Annotated in this window: 13 protein-coding genes; all 13 read left to right on the top strand. The window is 45.6% G+C overall.

The genetic code is table 11. From position 1 onward, the window contains the following. Positions 1–80: 80 nt before the first annotated feature. The 13 genes from BQ5375_RS10920 (at position 81) to rseP (ending at position 12226) form a co-directional block, all read left to right on the top strand. The gene (locus BQ5375_RS10920; protein ID WP_022132493.1) at positions 81–437 is read left to right on the top strand and encodes a CoA-binding protein; all 357 of its coding nucleotides are present in this window, start codon (positions 81–83) and stop codon (positions 435–437) included. 174 nt (positions 438–611) lie between these two features. Beyond that, positions 612–1442, top strand: a complete 831-nt coding sequence (locus BQ5375_RS10915; protein WP_076917924.1) for a GNAT family N-acetyltransferase — start codon at positions 612–614, stop codon at positions 1440–1442. Positions 1443–1462: 20 nt separating this feature from the next. Further along, positions 1463–2725, top strand: coding sequence for a DUF4241 domain-containing protein (locus BQ5375_RS10910; RefSeq protein ID WP_076917923.1), 1263 nt, complete (start codon positions 1463–1465; stop codon positions 2723–2725). 19 nt (positions 2726–2744) lie between these two features. Next, complete coding sequence (locus BQ5375_RS10905; RefSeq protein ID WP_076917922.1) at positions 2745–4010, top strand: chloride channel protein; 1266 nt, start codon at positions 2745–2747, stop codon at positions 4008–4010. 62 nt (positions 4011–4072) lie between these two features. Further along, positions 4073–4345: a YlmC/YmxH family sporulation protein gene (locus BQ5375_RS10900; RefSeq protein WP_076917921.1), complete on the top strand. Its 273-nt coding sequence runs from the start codon at positions 4073–4075 to the stop codon at positions 4343–4345. Between the two features lie 321 nt (positions 4346–4666). Then, positions 4667–5398 carry a 30S ribosomal protein S2 gene (gene rpsB, locus BQ5375_RS10895; protein WP_022131679.1) on the top strand — a complete coding sequence of 244 codons (732 nt, stop codon included), beginning with the start codon at positions 4667–4669 and terminating at the stop codon, positions 5396–5398. Positions 5399–5515: 117 nt separating this feature from the next. After that, a complete protein-coding gene (tsf, locus tag BQ5375_RS10890; protein WP_022131678.1) occupies positions 5516–6424 on the top strand; it encodes a translation elongation factor Ts in 909 nt (302 codons plus the stop codon). A 255-nt stretch (positions 6425–6679) separates the two neighbouring features. Continuing rightward, positions 6680–7384: a UMP kinase gene (gene pyrH, locus BQ5375_RS10885; protein ID WP_076917920.1), complete on the top strand. Its 705-nt coding sequence runs from the start codon at positions 6680–6682 to the stop codon at positions 7382–7384. Positions 7385–7432: 48 nt separating this feature from the next. Continuing rightward, a complete protein-coding gene (frr, locus tag BQ5375_RS10880; protein WP_022131676.1) occupies positions 7433–7987 on the top strand; it encodes a ribosome recycling factor in 555 nt (184 codons plus the stop codon). A gap of 77 nt (positions 7988–8064) precedes the next feature. Continuing rightward, positions 8065–8790, top strand: a complete 726-nt coding sequence (locus BQ5375_RS10875; protein WP_076917919.1) for an undecaprenyl pyrophosphate synthase — start codon at positions 8065–8067, stop codon at positions 8788–8790. A 99-nt stretch (positions 8791–8889) separates the two neighbouring features. Then, positions 8890–9732, top strand: coding sequence for a phosphatidate cytidylyltransferase (locus BQ5375_RS10870; RefSeq protein WP_022132269.1), 843 nt, complete (start codon positions 8890–8892; stop codon positions 9730–9732). 279 nt (positions 9733–10011) lie between these two features. Next, positions 10012–11160, top strand: a complete 1149-nt coding sequence (locus BQ5375_RS10865) for a 1-deoxy-D-xylulose-5-phosphate reductoisomerase (protein ID WP_022132268.1) — start codon at positions 10012–10014, stop codon at positions 11158–11160. Between the two features lie 34 nt (positions 11161–11194). Further along, positions 11195–12226 (top strand): RIP metalloprotease RseP, encoded by a 1032-nt coding sequence (gene rseP, locus BQ5375_RS10860; protein WP_022132267.1) that lies wholly within the window; start codon positions 11195–11197, stop codon positions 12224–12226. Positions 12227–12237: the final 11 nt, after the last annotated feature.

The following is a 12237-nucleotide window of genomic DNA, read 5'->3' as shown; positions in this document are numbered from 1 at the left end:
CAGACAATTGACGAAAAGAGATATTTTGTTATAATAAAATCAGAAAAACACATCCCCTGACTAACGAAAGGAGAAAGAGAATGGATTTACAGGAAATCATGCAGCAGCATACCTTTGCTGTTTTGGGCGACACCTTAAATGAAGAAAAATATGCCTATAAAATTAAACATGCTCTGTTGGAAAAAGGATACACCGTTTATGCAGTAGGAAAAGAACTTGCCTCCATTAACGATATTCCAGATGATATTGATATTATTGACCTTTGTATCCATCCAGTGAAGGGACTTAAACTTTTACAGGAATGCAAAAAGAATTTTAAATGCATTGTCATCCAACCAGGTGCTTCCGATGAGGCGCTTCTTTCCTATTTAAATGAAAACAACATGCCGTACATTGATGGTTGTCTTTTGGTCGGTTTAAAACTGTATACAGAATAAAGAAAAAGGACGGCGGAAGGCTGTCCTTTTTTTGGGTGGAGAGGAAAAGAACTGAAAAAGCTGTCTTGACAGGGAAAAGCAGCTTTTATATACTTGATTTGTGCCTGTAAAAATATAACAGAACTTACAGGAAAAGGCGTTTTGCTTGTCTTTGCAGATGGGAGAATAGACAATATGTATACATATCAATCACTGGAACATGTTTCTGATCAGATTATCACGGAATGTTTTAATCTGGCATTTTCTGATTATGAGTTGCCGATGCATCTGACGGAGGAGATACTCCGCTTAATTTTTACCAAGAGCTGTGTGGACAAAAAATATTCTTTCGGAGCTTTTTGTCAGGATGAGCTTGTCGGCTTTATCTTTAACTCATGCAGTGTACAGAGTGGAGAAAAGGTTGTCTTTGATGCGGGAACAGGAGTGGTACCAGCCCACAGAGGAAAGCGGGTTTTCAGCGACCTCTTTGAGTATGCATGGAAGGAACTGAAAAAATCAGGATATCAAAGGTATTATCTGGAAGTCTTACAGGAAAATACAAAGGCAATTTCGGCGTATCAAAAGAAGGGGTTTCAGGAAACAAGGGAATTTTCCGTTTTGCGCTCGCCGACTGATCTTTTGAATTTGTCTTCTGAAAAGGTTGAGAGAGTGAGCTTTAGTGACTTTGTAAAACTGGATATCACAAAGTGCTACTGCCCGAAACCTTGCTATGAGCACAGTATGGAAATTTTAACTGCAAATCCGCAATTATATCAGGCAATGTATCTTGAGCAAGATGACAAGGTGTCAGCTTTTTGCGTGTTCACGCCAAATAACGGCAATCTTGTTTATGTTGGTTACCGTGGTAAAGAAGACTTAAAAACAGTGCTGGAACACCTGATGTCAAACTTTGCAGGCTTTACGGTAAAAAATATTGATCGGAAAGAAACAGAACTTTTGTCTTTGCTGGCTGATCTTGGATTTGAAGAGCTGACAAGGCAGTTTGAGATGGAAAAGGAATTTTAGAATAAAACGGAGGAATGTTCATGATTCCGAACAGGGAATGGATTCGGCAATGGGTGGAAAAAAGGCCGGGATTAAGCAGTCAGGTAGATTTGGAACGATATTTTACACAACTTCGAATCGCAGGAAATTCCATTGAGGTGGCGCGGATTGGAATGTGTTCTGTTCCAAGCGGAGAACTGCTGGTTCGTGACCCAATCCGTTATTTATCCAATCGGGAGGAACTTCCCTATTTTGTGACGTCACCGGTGGGAATCTATCCGCTGGAAGTCGCTTTTACCCGTACAGAGGATGGGGATATTCTTTATCTTGCGGTGCGGCTTCGGTTTAACTATCGTCCGGCAGTGCATTTTGAGCAGGCACTGACCGGTGAAGAGGAGATTGAAAGCTTTGACGGCGGCTTTTATGGCTTTTTCAGTGAAAGCGGTCTGGGATGTATCTGCGATGAACTAAGTCATCAGGCATTCTGTGCTTTTGTAGAAAAGTGGCGGCAAGAACATCCAGATGGAAGACTGTACAGTGACTATTTTGGACCTTTATTTGAACAGAGCAGAATCTCTTCTCCGGAAATCCAGAACGAGGGTGGCAGCTTTTTAAACTGGACCGTTCCGGGAACGTCATACCGCATCCCAATGTTCCAGACCGGATGGGGAGAAGGACAGTATCCGGTATACTGGGGACAGGATGAAGAGGGCAGAGTCTGTCAGCTGGTAGTCTGGTTTGTAGATCTGGAAGAAGGAGAAAATCCAGAGGAAGCATTTGATATCCGCACAAATCTGTCTGTACTGGAACCAGTGCAGGAAGGATGGAAAGGAAGAGTTCGTCTGCGGGACTGGGAAGGATTCTTCGAAGCAGAAGACAGCTACCCGCTTTTGGTATGCTCTGATGTGAAGAGTGAAGAAGAAGCGGAGATTGCCTGCGAAAAACTGCTGACCCAGCAGTATGCAGCTTTGGATGTCATGATGACAGCACTGCTTGACCGTTACCCGATCATGCAGCTGGAGTATGGACACACCATGGCAGATAACGCTCCAGAGATGCCAAACGTTCTGGATAAAAACGATTTTTCAGCACTGCTGTATCCAAAAAGGATTGTATTTAACCCAAATCAAAATACCATTGCGGCGGCATTTTCCTGCACCTGGGATACAGAAAATGGTTTTGCGGCGATTGTGCGGGGAGAAACCTTGGTGGAAATGGGAAATGAAACATTAGTTCCAGAATGGCAAACAGAGCAGAAATCAGAACCCGATCAGGAACAAGAGGAATCAGAGTTGACGGAATAGAGAATAAGAGGTGCTGAGTATGACAGAAGGGAAAGAGCTTCGTACAGTAGCAAAGATATTTTATCAATCATCAGTCTTTTTTGTGCGATGGCTGATGCTTGCGGCAGTGGTGGGCAGCATCGTCGGTGTGATGGGTGTTTTGTTTCACTTTTCGGTAGAGAAGGCGACAGAACTTCGGACAGAGTTTCCGTGGCTTTTATATCTGCTTCCGTTGGGTGGTGTGCTGATTGCTTTGCTGTATCAAAAAAGCGGTATGGCAAAGGACATGGGTACAAACACCATCATTGAGGCGGTTCGTGGGGAGCATCCGCTGCGGATGCGTACAGCACCGCTGATCTTTATCAGCACTGTTATCACCCACCTGCTGGGCGGTTCTTCAGGCAGAGAAGGCGCAGCATTGCAGATTGGCGGCAGTATGGGAGCCAGACTTGCTGACTGGATGGACCTTGACCAGAAGGAACACCAGATGATGATTATGTGCGGGATGAGTACCTGTTTTGCAGCCTTGTTTGGAACACCGCTGACTGCGACCATCTTTGCAATTGAGGTAGTCAGTGTCGGCGTTATGCACTATGCTGCACTGGTTCCATGTGTGCTGGGTGCGTTGATCGGTTATGGAATCGCACAGATTTTTGAAGTGGCTCCGACTGCATTTGTGATTCAGAACGTACCGCAGCTGGGACTTGCTTCTACGGTACAGGTCATTGTTTTGTCCATCCTGTGTGCAGTGCTCAGCGCAATTTTCTGCATCAGCATGCATGCAGCAGGAAAGCTTTATAAAAAATATATCAGCAATGCAGCTCTTCGGGCAGCTGTCGGTGGTGTACTGGTAATTCTTCTGACCTTACTGGTCGGAAACAGAGATTATAACGGTGCCGGAATGGATGTTATTACCCGCGCCATGGCTGGGGAAGCGGACTGGTGTGCTTTTTTGCTGAAAATCCTCTTTACAGCAGTGACGCTGGGAGCAGGATTTAAGGGCGGCGAGATTGTTCCGACCTTCTTTATTGGAGCGACCTTTGGCTGCGTGGTTGGCCCGTTGCTCGGACTCGACCCATCTTTTGCGGCAGCAGTGGGATTGATCGCACTGTTCTGCGGTGTCATCAACTGTCCGGTTGCTTCCTTTACTCTGGCGGTTGAACTGTTTGGCGGGGACGGCGTAATCTTCTTTGGAATTGCCAGCGCAATCGGCTATATGTTCTCGGGCTATTACGGACTATACAGCGGACAGAAGATCGTTTACTCCAAGCTCGAGACCAAGTTTATTGACGTACACACAAAATAGTGCGTTCTATCTAACTGCTATCCTGCATAAAGTGTATCAGAGAAAAAGGCAGGTGAACGGGTATGATATGCCGCATCAACGATTTTAAATATAAGGATGTTATCAGCTCCAGCGATGGGGTCAGACTTGGCTTTGTCGGGGATGTGGAGCTGGATACCCAAAATGCCGTGCTGACTGCCATTGTCATCCGCGGCAGATATCGTCTGTTCGGACTGCTTGGCAGGGAAGAGGATACGGTCATTCCATGGGAGGATATCGAGGTGATTGGGGAAGATACCATTCTGGTCACCTGCCGACCTTCCCATACAAGGAAAACAAGGCGTCTGCGAGGCTAGTTTTTGTTTAGCTCAGACAAAAAGAAGGCAAAATGAAAACAGGATAGGTGCACAACGGCAAAAGCGTAAAAAACCTTTTAAAAAAGCCGAAAAATCCCTTGCAATTTTAAAAATCCTCTGGTATAATGTTCGGGAACGGCAAAAAAGAGCAGGAAAGCTCTGCCGTATCTTAATAACACACGTTTCGAATTGACCGGATGGTGCCGACAGGCAAACCTGTGTTTTACACGGGCAGGATGTTCACCGGCCCATTGGTGAATATTCTTCGGAATTCCGGTAAAGCGTTCGAGACGGAGGTTTAACCTTAAGGAGGACTTTAACATGGGCGTAGTATCTATGAAACAGCTGCTCGAAGCAGGCGTACACTTTGGTCACCAGACCCGCAGATGGAATCCTAAGATGGCAAGATACATCTTCACAGAAAGAAACGGTATCTACATCATCGATCTGCAGAAAACCGTTAAAAAACTCGAAGAAGCTTACATGTTCGTTCGCGATGTAGCTGCTAACGGCGACAACGTACTGTTCGTTGGTACCAAAAAACAGGCTGGCGAATCCATCAAAGAAGAAGCAGAGCGTGCAGGTGCACACTATGTTAACGCTAGATGGCTGGGCGGTATGATGACAAACTTCAAGACCATCCGTCGCAGAATCCAGAGACTGGAACAGCTCCGCAAAATGCAGGAAGATGGTACTTTCGATCGCCTGCCAAAGAAAGAAGTAGGTAAACTCGAGCTCGAAATCGAAAAACTCGAAAAATACCTCGGCGGTATCAAAACTATGGACAAGCTGCCAGGCGCACTGTTCATCGTTGACCCAAGAAAAGAAAGAATCGCAGTTGCTGAAGCTAAGAAACTGGGCATTCCGCTGGTTGCTATCGTTGACACAAACTGTGATCCAGACGAAATCGACTATGTAATTCCAGGTAACGACGATGCTATCCGTGCAGTAAAACTGATTGCTGGCACAATGGCAGACGCTATCATCGAAGGCAGACAGGGCGCTCAGAACGCTGAAGAAGCTGCTGACGAAGAAGAAAAAGACGCTGAATAATTAACGTCGGATAAAGAAAAATACCTCCCGACAGATCCCTCTGCCGGGAGTTTTTCCGAAAGGGATGTCCTGTCGGGACTTTTTTTCGGACTCAATTTTAATTTGGAGGAATTTGACATGGCATTTACAGCTCAGGACGTAAAAACACTGCGTGAAATTACTGGCTGCGGCATGATGGAGTGCAAAAAAGCACTGACAGAGGCTGACGGCGATCAGGACAAAGCAATCGAACTGCTCCGCGAAAGAGGTCTGGCTGCTGCTGCTAAAAAAGCAAGCCGTATCGCTGCTGAGGGCGTTGTTAAAGCATATGTTGATGAAGCTAAGAAAGTTGGCGTTGTAATCGAAGTTAACGCTGAAACAGACTTCGTTGCAAAGAACGCTGAGTTCCAGGCATTTGTTGACACCTGCGCTAAAACTGTTGTTGAAGCAAATCCTGCTGACGTTGATGCACTCAACGCATGCAAAGCAGTTGGCAGCGAGATGACTATCTCTGAACTGACAACTGAAAAAATCCAGACCATCGGCGAAAACATCAAGATCAGACGTTTCGCTCGTTACGAAGGTGCAGTTGCTACCTACATCCATGCAGGCGGCAGCATCGGCGTTATGGTTAAATTCGATACTGATGTAGCTGACAAAGAAGGCTTTGCAGAATACGGCAAAGACGTTGCAATGCAGGTTGCTGCTGCAAACCCAAGCTACCTCACCGAAGCAGAAGTTCCTGCTGAAGTTCTCGAAAAAGAAAAAGAAATCCTCAAAGTTCAGGCTATCAACGAAGGCAAACCAGAAGCTATCGCTGAAAAAATGGTTCAGGGTAGAATCAAGAAATTCTACAAAGAAAATTGCCTGATCGATCAGGAATTCATCAAAGACGGCGACCAGACCATCAAATCTTACACCGATGCAAAAGCAAAAGAACTCGGCGGCAAGATCGAAATCGTTTCCTTCGTACGTTTCGAAAAAGGCGAAGGTATCGAAAAGAGAGCTGACGACTTCGCAAGCGAAGTTGCAAGCATGATGAAATAAGAACAGTTGATAAAACTGTTTTAAGATAGGGTACAAGTTTTTTCAGGGCTTGTACCCTGTTTTTCTGTGCAGGAATTTTATACGGAATTTTTCTGTATAAAAGAGCTGTTTTTAGACATTATTTCTGTAATAAGGGATAAAGGGTCTTTACATCGGGAAAAAGTTACGGTAAAATAGGAGATATAGTAAGATTCTGAACGAAACTGTCCGACAGGACGGTCAAACAGGGCAGAGACCCGGGAAAATATATTGGGAGTGAAAAATATGTATAAGCGCGTGCTTATCAAACTCAGCGGTGAAGCTCTTGCAGGAGACAAAAAAACAGGACTGGATAACGAAACTGTCCACAAAATCTGCTCCAGCATCAAGAAAATCTATGATCTTGGAACAGAGATCGCGATCGTTGTCGGCGGCGGCAACTTCTGGAGAGGCCGCAGCAGCGGAGACATGGACCGCACCAGAGCAGACCACATCGGAATGCTTGCAACCGTTATGAACTCGCTGGCTCTGGCGGATGCACTGGAACAGGCTGGCTGTGATGTTCGTGTACAGACAGCAATCGCAATGCAGCAGGTTGCAGAACCTTATATCCGCAACCGTGCAGTTCGTCACCTGCAGAAAAACAGGGTTGTAATTTTTGGATGCGGAACCGGTAACCCGTTCTTCTCCACCGATACTGCAGCAGCTCTGCGTGCAGCAGAAATCGATGCGCAGATCATCCTGAAAGCAACCATGGTTGATGGCGTTTATGACAGCGACCCACACAAGAATCCGAACGCAGTTCGCTACCAGACCATCTCTTTTGACGAGGTTTTGGCAAAACAGCTTGCCGTTATGGATATGACTGCATTTTCCATGTGCCGTGACAACAAGATTCCAGTTTTGGTGTTCAGCCTGGAAGATCCGGACAATATTCTGCGCGCAGTAAAACAGGAAAACATCGGCACGCTTGTAAAATAACGAATCTGATAAATTTTTTTGCCGTTTTCGGCAGAATGGAGGCAATTTATGAAAGCACAGTATAAAGAGATCGAAGAAAAAATGAATAAAACCCTCGATTCCCTGTACAGAGAATTTGGCACTATCCGTGCTGGCAAAGCCTCTCCATCTGTACTGGATCGTGTAACCGTTGATTACTATGGTGCAGCTACTCCAATCCAGCAGCTTGCTACTATTTCTACCTCTGATGCAAGAACTCTGGTTATTCAGCCATGGGATAAATCCACACTGAAACTGATCAACAAAGCAATCCAGGCTTCTGATATCGGTATCAACCCAACTGATGATGGTTCCGTAATTCGTCTGGTATTCCCAGCTCCAACTGAAGAACGCCGTAAAGAGCTGTGCAAACAGGTTTCCAAAGATGGCGAAAGTGCAAAGGTTGCAATCCGCAATATCCGTCGTGAAGCAGTAGATAAACTGAAAGCTCAGAAGAAAGCAAACGAAATCTCTGAGGACGATCTGAAAGATGCTGAAAAGGATGTTCAGGATCTGACCGATAAATACGTAAAACAGATCGAAAAAGCAGTAAAAGAAAAAGAACAGGAAGTTATGTCCCTGTAAGACGGCACCGCAGACAGTGCAGCGCCAGGCATCGCTTTGCGGTGCCTGGCTTTTTAAAAAGATAGGAGAAAACAAGGATGGCAAACAATCAGCCTTGCAGAGAGGATCTTCCTGAACATATTGGCATTATTATGGACGGCAACGGTCGATGGGCAAAAAAAAGAGCGCTGCCGCGCAAATATGGTCATCGGGAAGGAGCAAAGGCGTTTCGTAAGATTGTGGAATACTGTGATAAGATCGGTCTTCATTATCTGACCGTTTACGCATTTTCTACCGAAAACTGGAAACGTCCAAAAGATGAGGTGGATTCGATCATGCAGCTGCTGGAGCAGTATATTGATGAAGCCTTCGATCATAAAAATGAAAGTGATGGCGTTCGCACCAAGTTTATTGGGGATATGAGCGCTTTGAGTCCTGTTCTTCAGGAAAAAATAAAGAGAATTGAAGCTTTGGGAGAGGGAAAGAGTGGACTTCTTGTCAATGTTGCCCTTAATTATGGCGGCAGACATGAGTTGGTCCATTCCATGCGTGCTCTGGCAGAAATGGTGCGCGAGCAAAAGATTGCTCCGGAGGAAATTGATGAAGCGATGGTGAGCGATCATCTTTATACTGCGGGGCAGCCGGATCCGGATCTGATTATCCGTCCAAGTGGAGAAGAAAGATTATCAAACTTTCTGATCTGGCAGGCGGCTTACTCGGAATTTGTGTTTATGGATGTGCTTTGGCCTGATTTTAAACCGGAGCATTTGGAGGAAGCAATTCGGATTTTTAATCAAAGACACAGACGCTTTGGCGGTATATAACTGTGGATTGTGTATGGATGAAAAGAATATCTTTGCGGTAGACAACATATTCTGAAATTATCCAGTCATAAAATCAGGAAGATGAATGGAGAGGTTTTCGTGAAAACACGAGTGATTTCTGCTGTTGTTGGAATCATACTGCTGATTATTGTGCTCAATTTTTTCCAGACTCCCGTGCTGAATCTGGCAATCATGGTGATTGCCCTGATTGCGATGCATGAATTTTTAACGGCAACCAAAATCAACCATAACAAGCTTCTGTCAGCAGTAACATATTTGGTAGCTGCCGCATTTCCTTTTGTTCCGATGCAGAGGGAAATGAACCTGCTGCCGGTGTTTCTGCTGCCATACATTGCGCTGCTGTTTTTAATTTTGCTTCGCACTCACCAGGATACCCGGGTGGAAGATATTGCGCTTATTTTCATGATGAGCATTGGAATCCCGCTGTCTCTTTCGGCGGCAATTTATTTAAGGGATAATAACGGGCAGGCGTTGGGAATGTTCTACCTGCTGCTTGCTCTGTTCTGTGCATGGTTCAGTGATACCGGTGCATACTTTACAGGAAAAGCCTTTGGCAAGCACAAGCTTTGTCCTCTGGTCAGCCCGCACAAGACGGTGGAAGGGCTGATTGGTGGCCTTATAACCTGTATTGTATTAAATCTTCTGGCAGCGTTCTGTTATGAAAAAGTTTGTGCCGCGATGGGAGTTATCATTGATGTAAATTTCCTGCGCTTAATTCTGATTTCTCCTTTTGCTTCGCTGATCAGCGTGCTGGGAGATCTGAGCTTTTCAATGATTAAGCGCCAGTTCCAAATCAAGGATTTTGGAAAAATTATGCCGGGACATGGCGGTGTGCTGGATCGCTTTGACAGCGTTCTGTTTACATTGCCGTTTATCTATGCGACCACACTGTGTTTTCCAGTGTGTCAAATTGTTGCGTAGGGCAGCAACTGCATCGTGCAGCAAATGCATTATGTAGCATAAGGAATTGTCAAGGTGCTTTTTTAGAGAATTTTTCTCATAGAAAAGCACCTTTCTGTGTAAAGGGCAATTTCTACATGATATCAAACGTTCCCACACAGTTTTTTCCTTCAGAAAAAGAGATTTTTTATCGGAAAAAGCTGGAATAGGGATATTTTTTTCTGGATTTTAACAAAACGGCAAAAAATATATGTTATACTAACACAAGTATATTGACCTGCCGGATAAAAGAGGGATGAAATGGAAAAGATAATTTCGATTCTGGGTTCGACCGGTTCCATTGGAACACAGAGCCTGACCGTCTGCAAAAAGATGGGTTATCGTGTCAAAGCAATCACAGCGCACAGCAACTGGAAGCTGATGGAGGAGCAGATCCGGCAGTTTAATCCGGAGAAAGCTGTGCTGACAGATATGGAAGCCGCACAAAAGCTCAAAGAGGCTGTTTCTGACACTGCAACAACCGTTCTTTCGGGAATGGATGGTGTGCTGGAAGTAGCGTCCGACCCGCAGCAGGATACCGTTATCAATGCACTGATGGGAGTTGCAGGATTAAAGCCTACCGTCTGCGCAATTGAGGCAGGCAACAATGTTGCACTGGCAAACAAGGAAACACTGGTTGCGGGCGGAAAACTGGTCACCGAACTGGTGAAGAAAAAAGGTGTGCTGCTTACCCCAATTGACAGCGAACATTCCGCAATCTTTCAGTGCCTTCAGGGCAATGAAAGCAAAAGTGTAAAACGCTTGATTATCACCGCTTCGGGAGGTCCGTTCTACGGAAAGACCCGCAGTGAACTTGCAGGGATCAAAAAGGAGCAGGCACTCAAGCATCCAAACTGGAGCATGGGAGCAAAGATCACCATTGATTCCTCCACTTTGATGAACAAAGGTCTGGAGTTTATCGAAGCAATGTGGCTGTTTTCCATGCCGCCGGAAAAGATTGATGTTGTGGTTCATCCGCAGAGCATCATTCATTCGATGGTGGAGTATGTTGATGGCTCGGTGATGGCACAGATGGGTGCACCGGATATGATGATTCCAATTCAGTATGCGCTGACTTGGCCGCACCGCTATGAATCTCCGGCAAAACATCTGGATCTGCTTTCCTGCGGAGACCTCACCTTTAAAAAGCCGGATACTGAGACCTTTACCTGTCTTGCTGACTGCATCGAGGCAGCAAAGCGCGGAGGACTGTATCCTTGTGTATTAAACGGTGCAAACGAAGAAGCAGTATCCCTTTTCCTGCAGGATAAAATTGGTTATCTTGATTTGTTTGACGCAGTCAGACAGGCGCTTGATCACTTCGATCTTGGGGATTACAACAGTGTCGAAGAGGTGCTGGAAGCTGACCGGAAGGCAAGAGAATTTGTAAGGGAAACATTCACCAGATAATCTGGAAATAAAAATAGAGGATCGGAGGGATTTGATGAACCTGATTGTAACGATTCTGTTGGCAATTTTAATTTTTGGCGTCATTATTATGATCCACGAGCTGGGCCATTTTCTGACGGCAAAGGCAGTTGGCATCCGCGTGCCGGAATTCTCCATCGGTATGGGGCCACAGCTGTGCCACTTTACAAAAGGGGAGACCAAGTATACGCTGAGACTGTTTCCAATCGGGGGATATGTTGCGATGGAAGGCGAAGACGAGGAAAGCTCGGATGATCGGGCATTCTGCAACAAAAAGCCATGGCAGAAAATCCTGGTAATCGCAGCCGGAGCAACCATGAACCTGATTCTGGGATTTTTGATTATGCTGGGAATTGTGTGCTCCAGACCGGTTGTCAGCAGCACACAGATCAGCTACTTTGACCCGTCCGCAGTCAGCAGCGAACAGCTGCAGCTGGGAGATGAAATCCTCAAGATCAACGATTATAAAGTTCATACAGCAAACGACCTCATCTATGCTTTTTTGGACGTTGGAACCGATCCGGTACAGATTACCGTTCGCCGGGACGGAGAGGTCATCACACTGGAAGATGTTCCGTTTGCCTACGAAGAGGTAGAAGGCCAGACCATTGTGCAGCTGGATTTTAAGGTTGCAGGCAAAGAAAAGACACCGCTTCTGGTGCTCAAGGAATCCTGGTATATGACTACCGGTGTTGTGAAGGAAGTATGGGTATCCTTTGGAAAGCTCATTACCGGACAGTTCCAGATGAACCAGCTCGCTGGACCGGTTGGTGTAACCCAGATGATCGGCGAAGTTGCTTCTACTAGGGATTACTCCAGCATCTTTTTGATGACAGCATTCATTACCATCAACATTGGTGTATTTAACCTGCTGCCGCTGCCGGCACTGGATGGAGGCAGACTGATGTTTTTGCTGCTGGAGCTTCTGAGAGGAAAACCGGTTCAGGCAAAATATGAGGGATATGTTCATGCAGCAGGTTTGTTCCTGCTGATGGGTCTGATGTTGTTTGTTACCTTTAACGACATTATCCGTCTGATCAAAGGATAAAAGGATAAGGA

Origin of the sequence: Negativibacillus massiliensis, assembly GCF_900148495.1 — a bacterium.
In the GTDB taxonomy this organism is placed as follows: Bacteria; Bacillota; Clostridia; order Oscillospirales; family Ruminococcaceae; genus Negativibacillus; species Negativibacillus massiliensis.
This window is presented reverse-complemented; position numbering and strand designations above follow the sequence as displayed.

What these genes read in the sequence shown, in the direction of transcription:
- BQ5375_RS10920 (WP_022132493.1), top strand. Translation starts at nt 81, where the DNA reads ATGGATTTACAGGAAATCATGCAGCAGCATACCTTTGCTGTTTTGGGC.
- BQ5375_RS10915 (WP_076917924.1), top strand. Translation starts at nt 612, where the DNA reads ATGTATACATATCAATCACTGGAACATGTTTCTGATCAGATTATCACG.
- BQ5375_RS10910 (WP_076917923.1), top strand. Translation starts at nt 1,463, where the DNA reads ATGATTCCGAACAGGGAATGGATTCGGCAATGGGTGGAAAAAAGGCCG.
- BQ5375_RS10905 (WP_076917922.1), top strand. Translation starts at nt 2,745, where the DNA reads ATGACAGAAGGGAAAGAGCTTCGTACAGTAGCAAAGATATTTTATCAA.
- BQ5375_RS10900 (WP_076917921.1), top strand. Translation starts at nt 4,073, where the DNA reads ATGATATGCCGCATCAACGATTTTAAATATAAGGATGTTATCAGCTCC.
- rpsB (WP_022131679.1), top strand. Translation starts at nt 4,667, where the DNA reads ATGGGCGTAGTATCTATGAAACAGCTGCTCGAAGCAGGCGTACACTTT.
- tsf (WP_022131678.1), top strand. Translation starts at nt 5,516, where the DNA reads ATGGCATTTACAGCTCAGGACGTAAAAACACTGCGTGAAATTACTGGC.
- frr (WP_022131676.1), top strand. Translation starts at nt 7,433, where the DNA reads ATGAAAGCACAGTATAAAGAGATCGAAGAAAAAATGAATAAAACCCTC.
- BQ5375_RS10875 (WP_076917919.1), top strand. Translation starts at nt 8,065, where the DNA reads ATGGCAAACAATCAGCCTTGCAGAGAGGATCTTCCTGAACATATTGGC.
- BQ5375_RS10865 (WP_022132268.1), top strand. Translation starts at nt 10,012, where the DNA reads ATGGAAAAGATAATTTCGATTCTGGGTTCGACCGGTTCCATTGGAACA.
- rseP (WP_022132267.1), top strand. Translation starts at nt 11,195, where the DNA reads ATGAACCTGATTGTAACGATTCTGTTGGCAATTTTAATTTTTGGCGTC.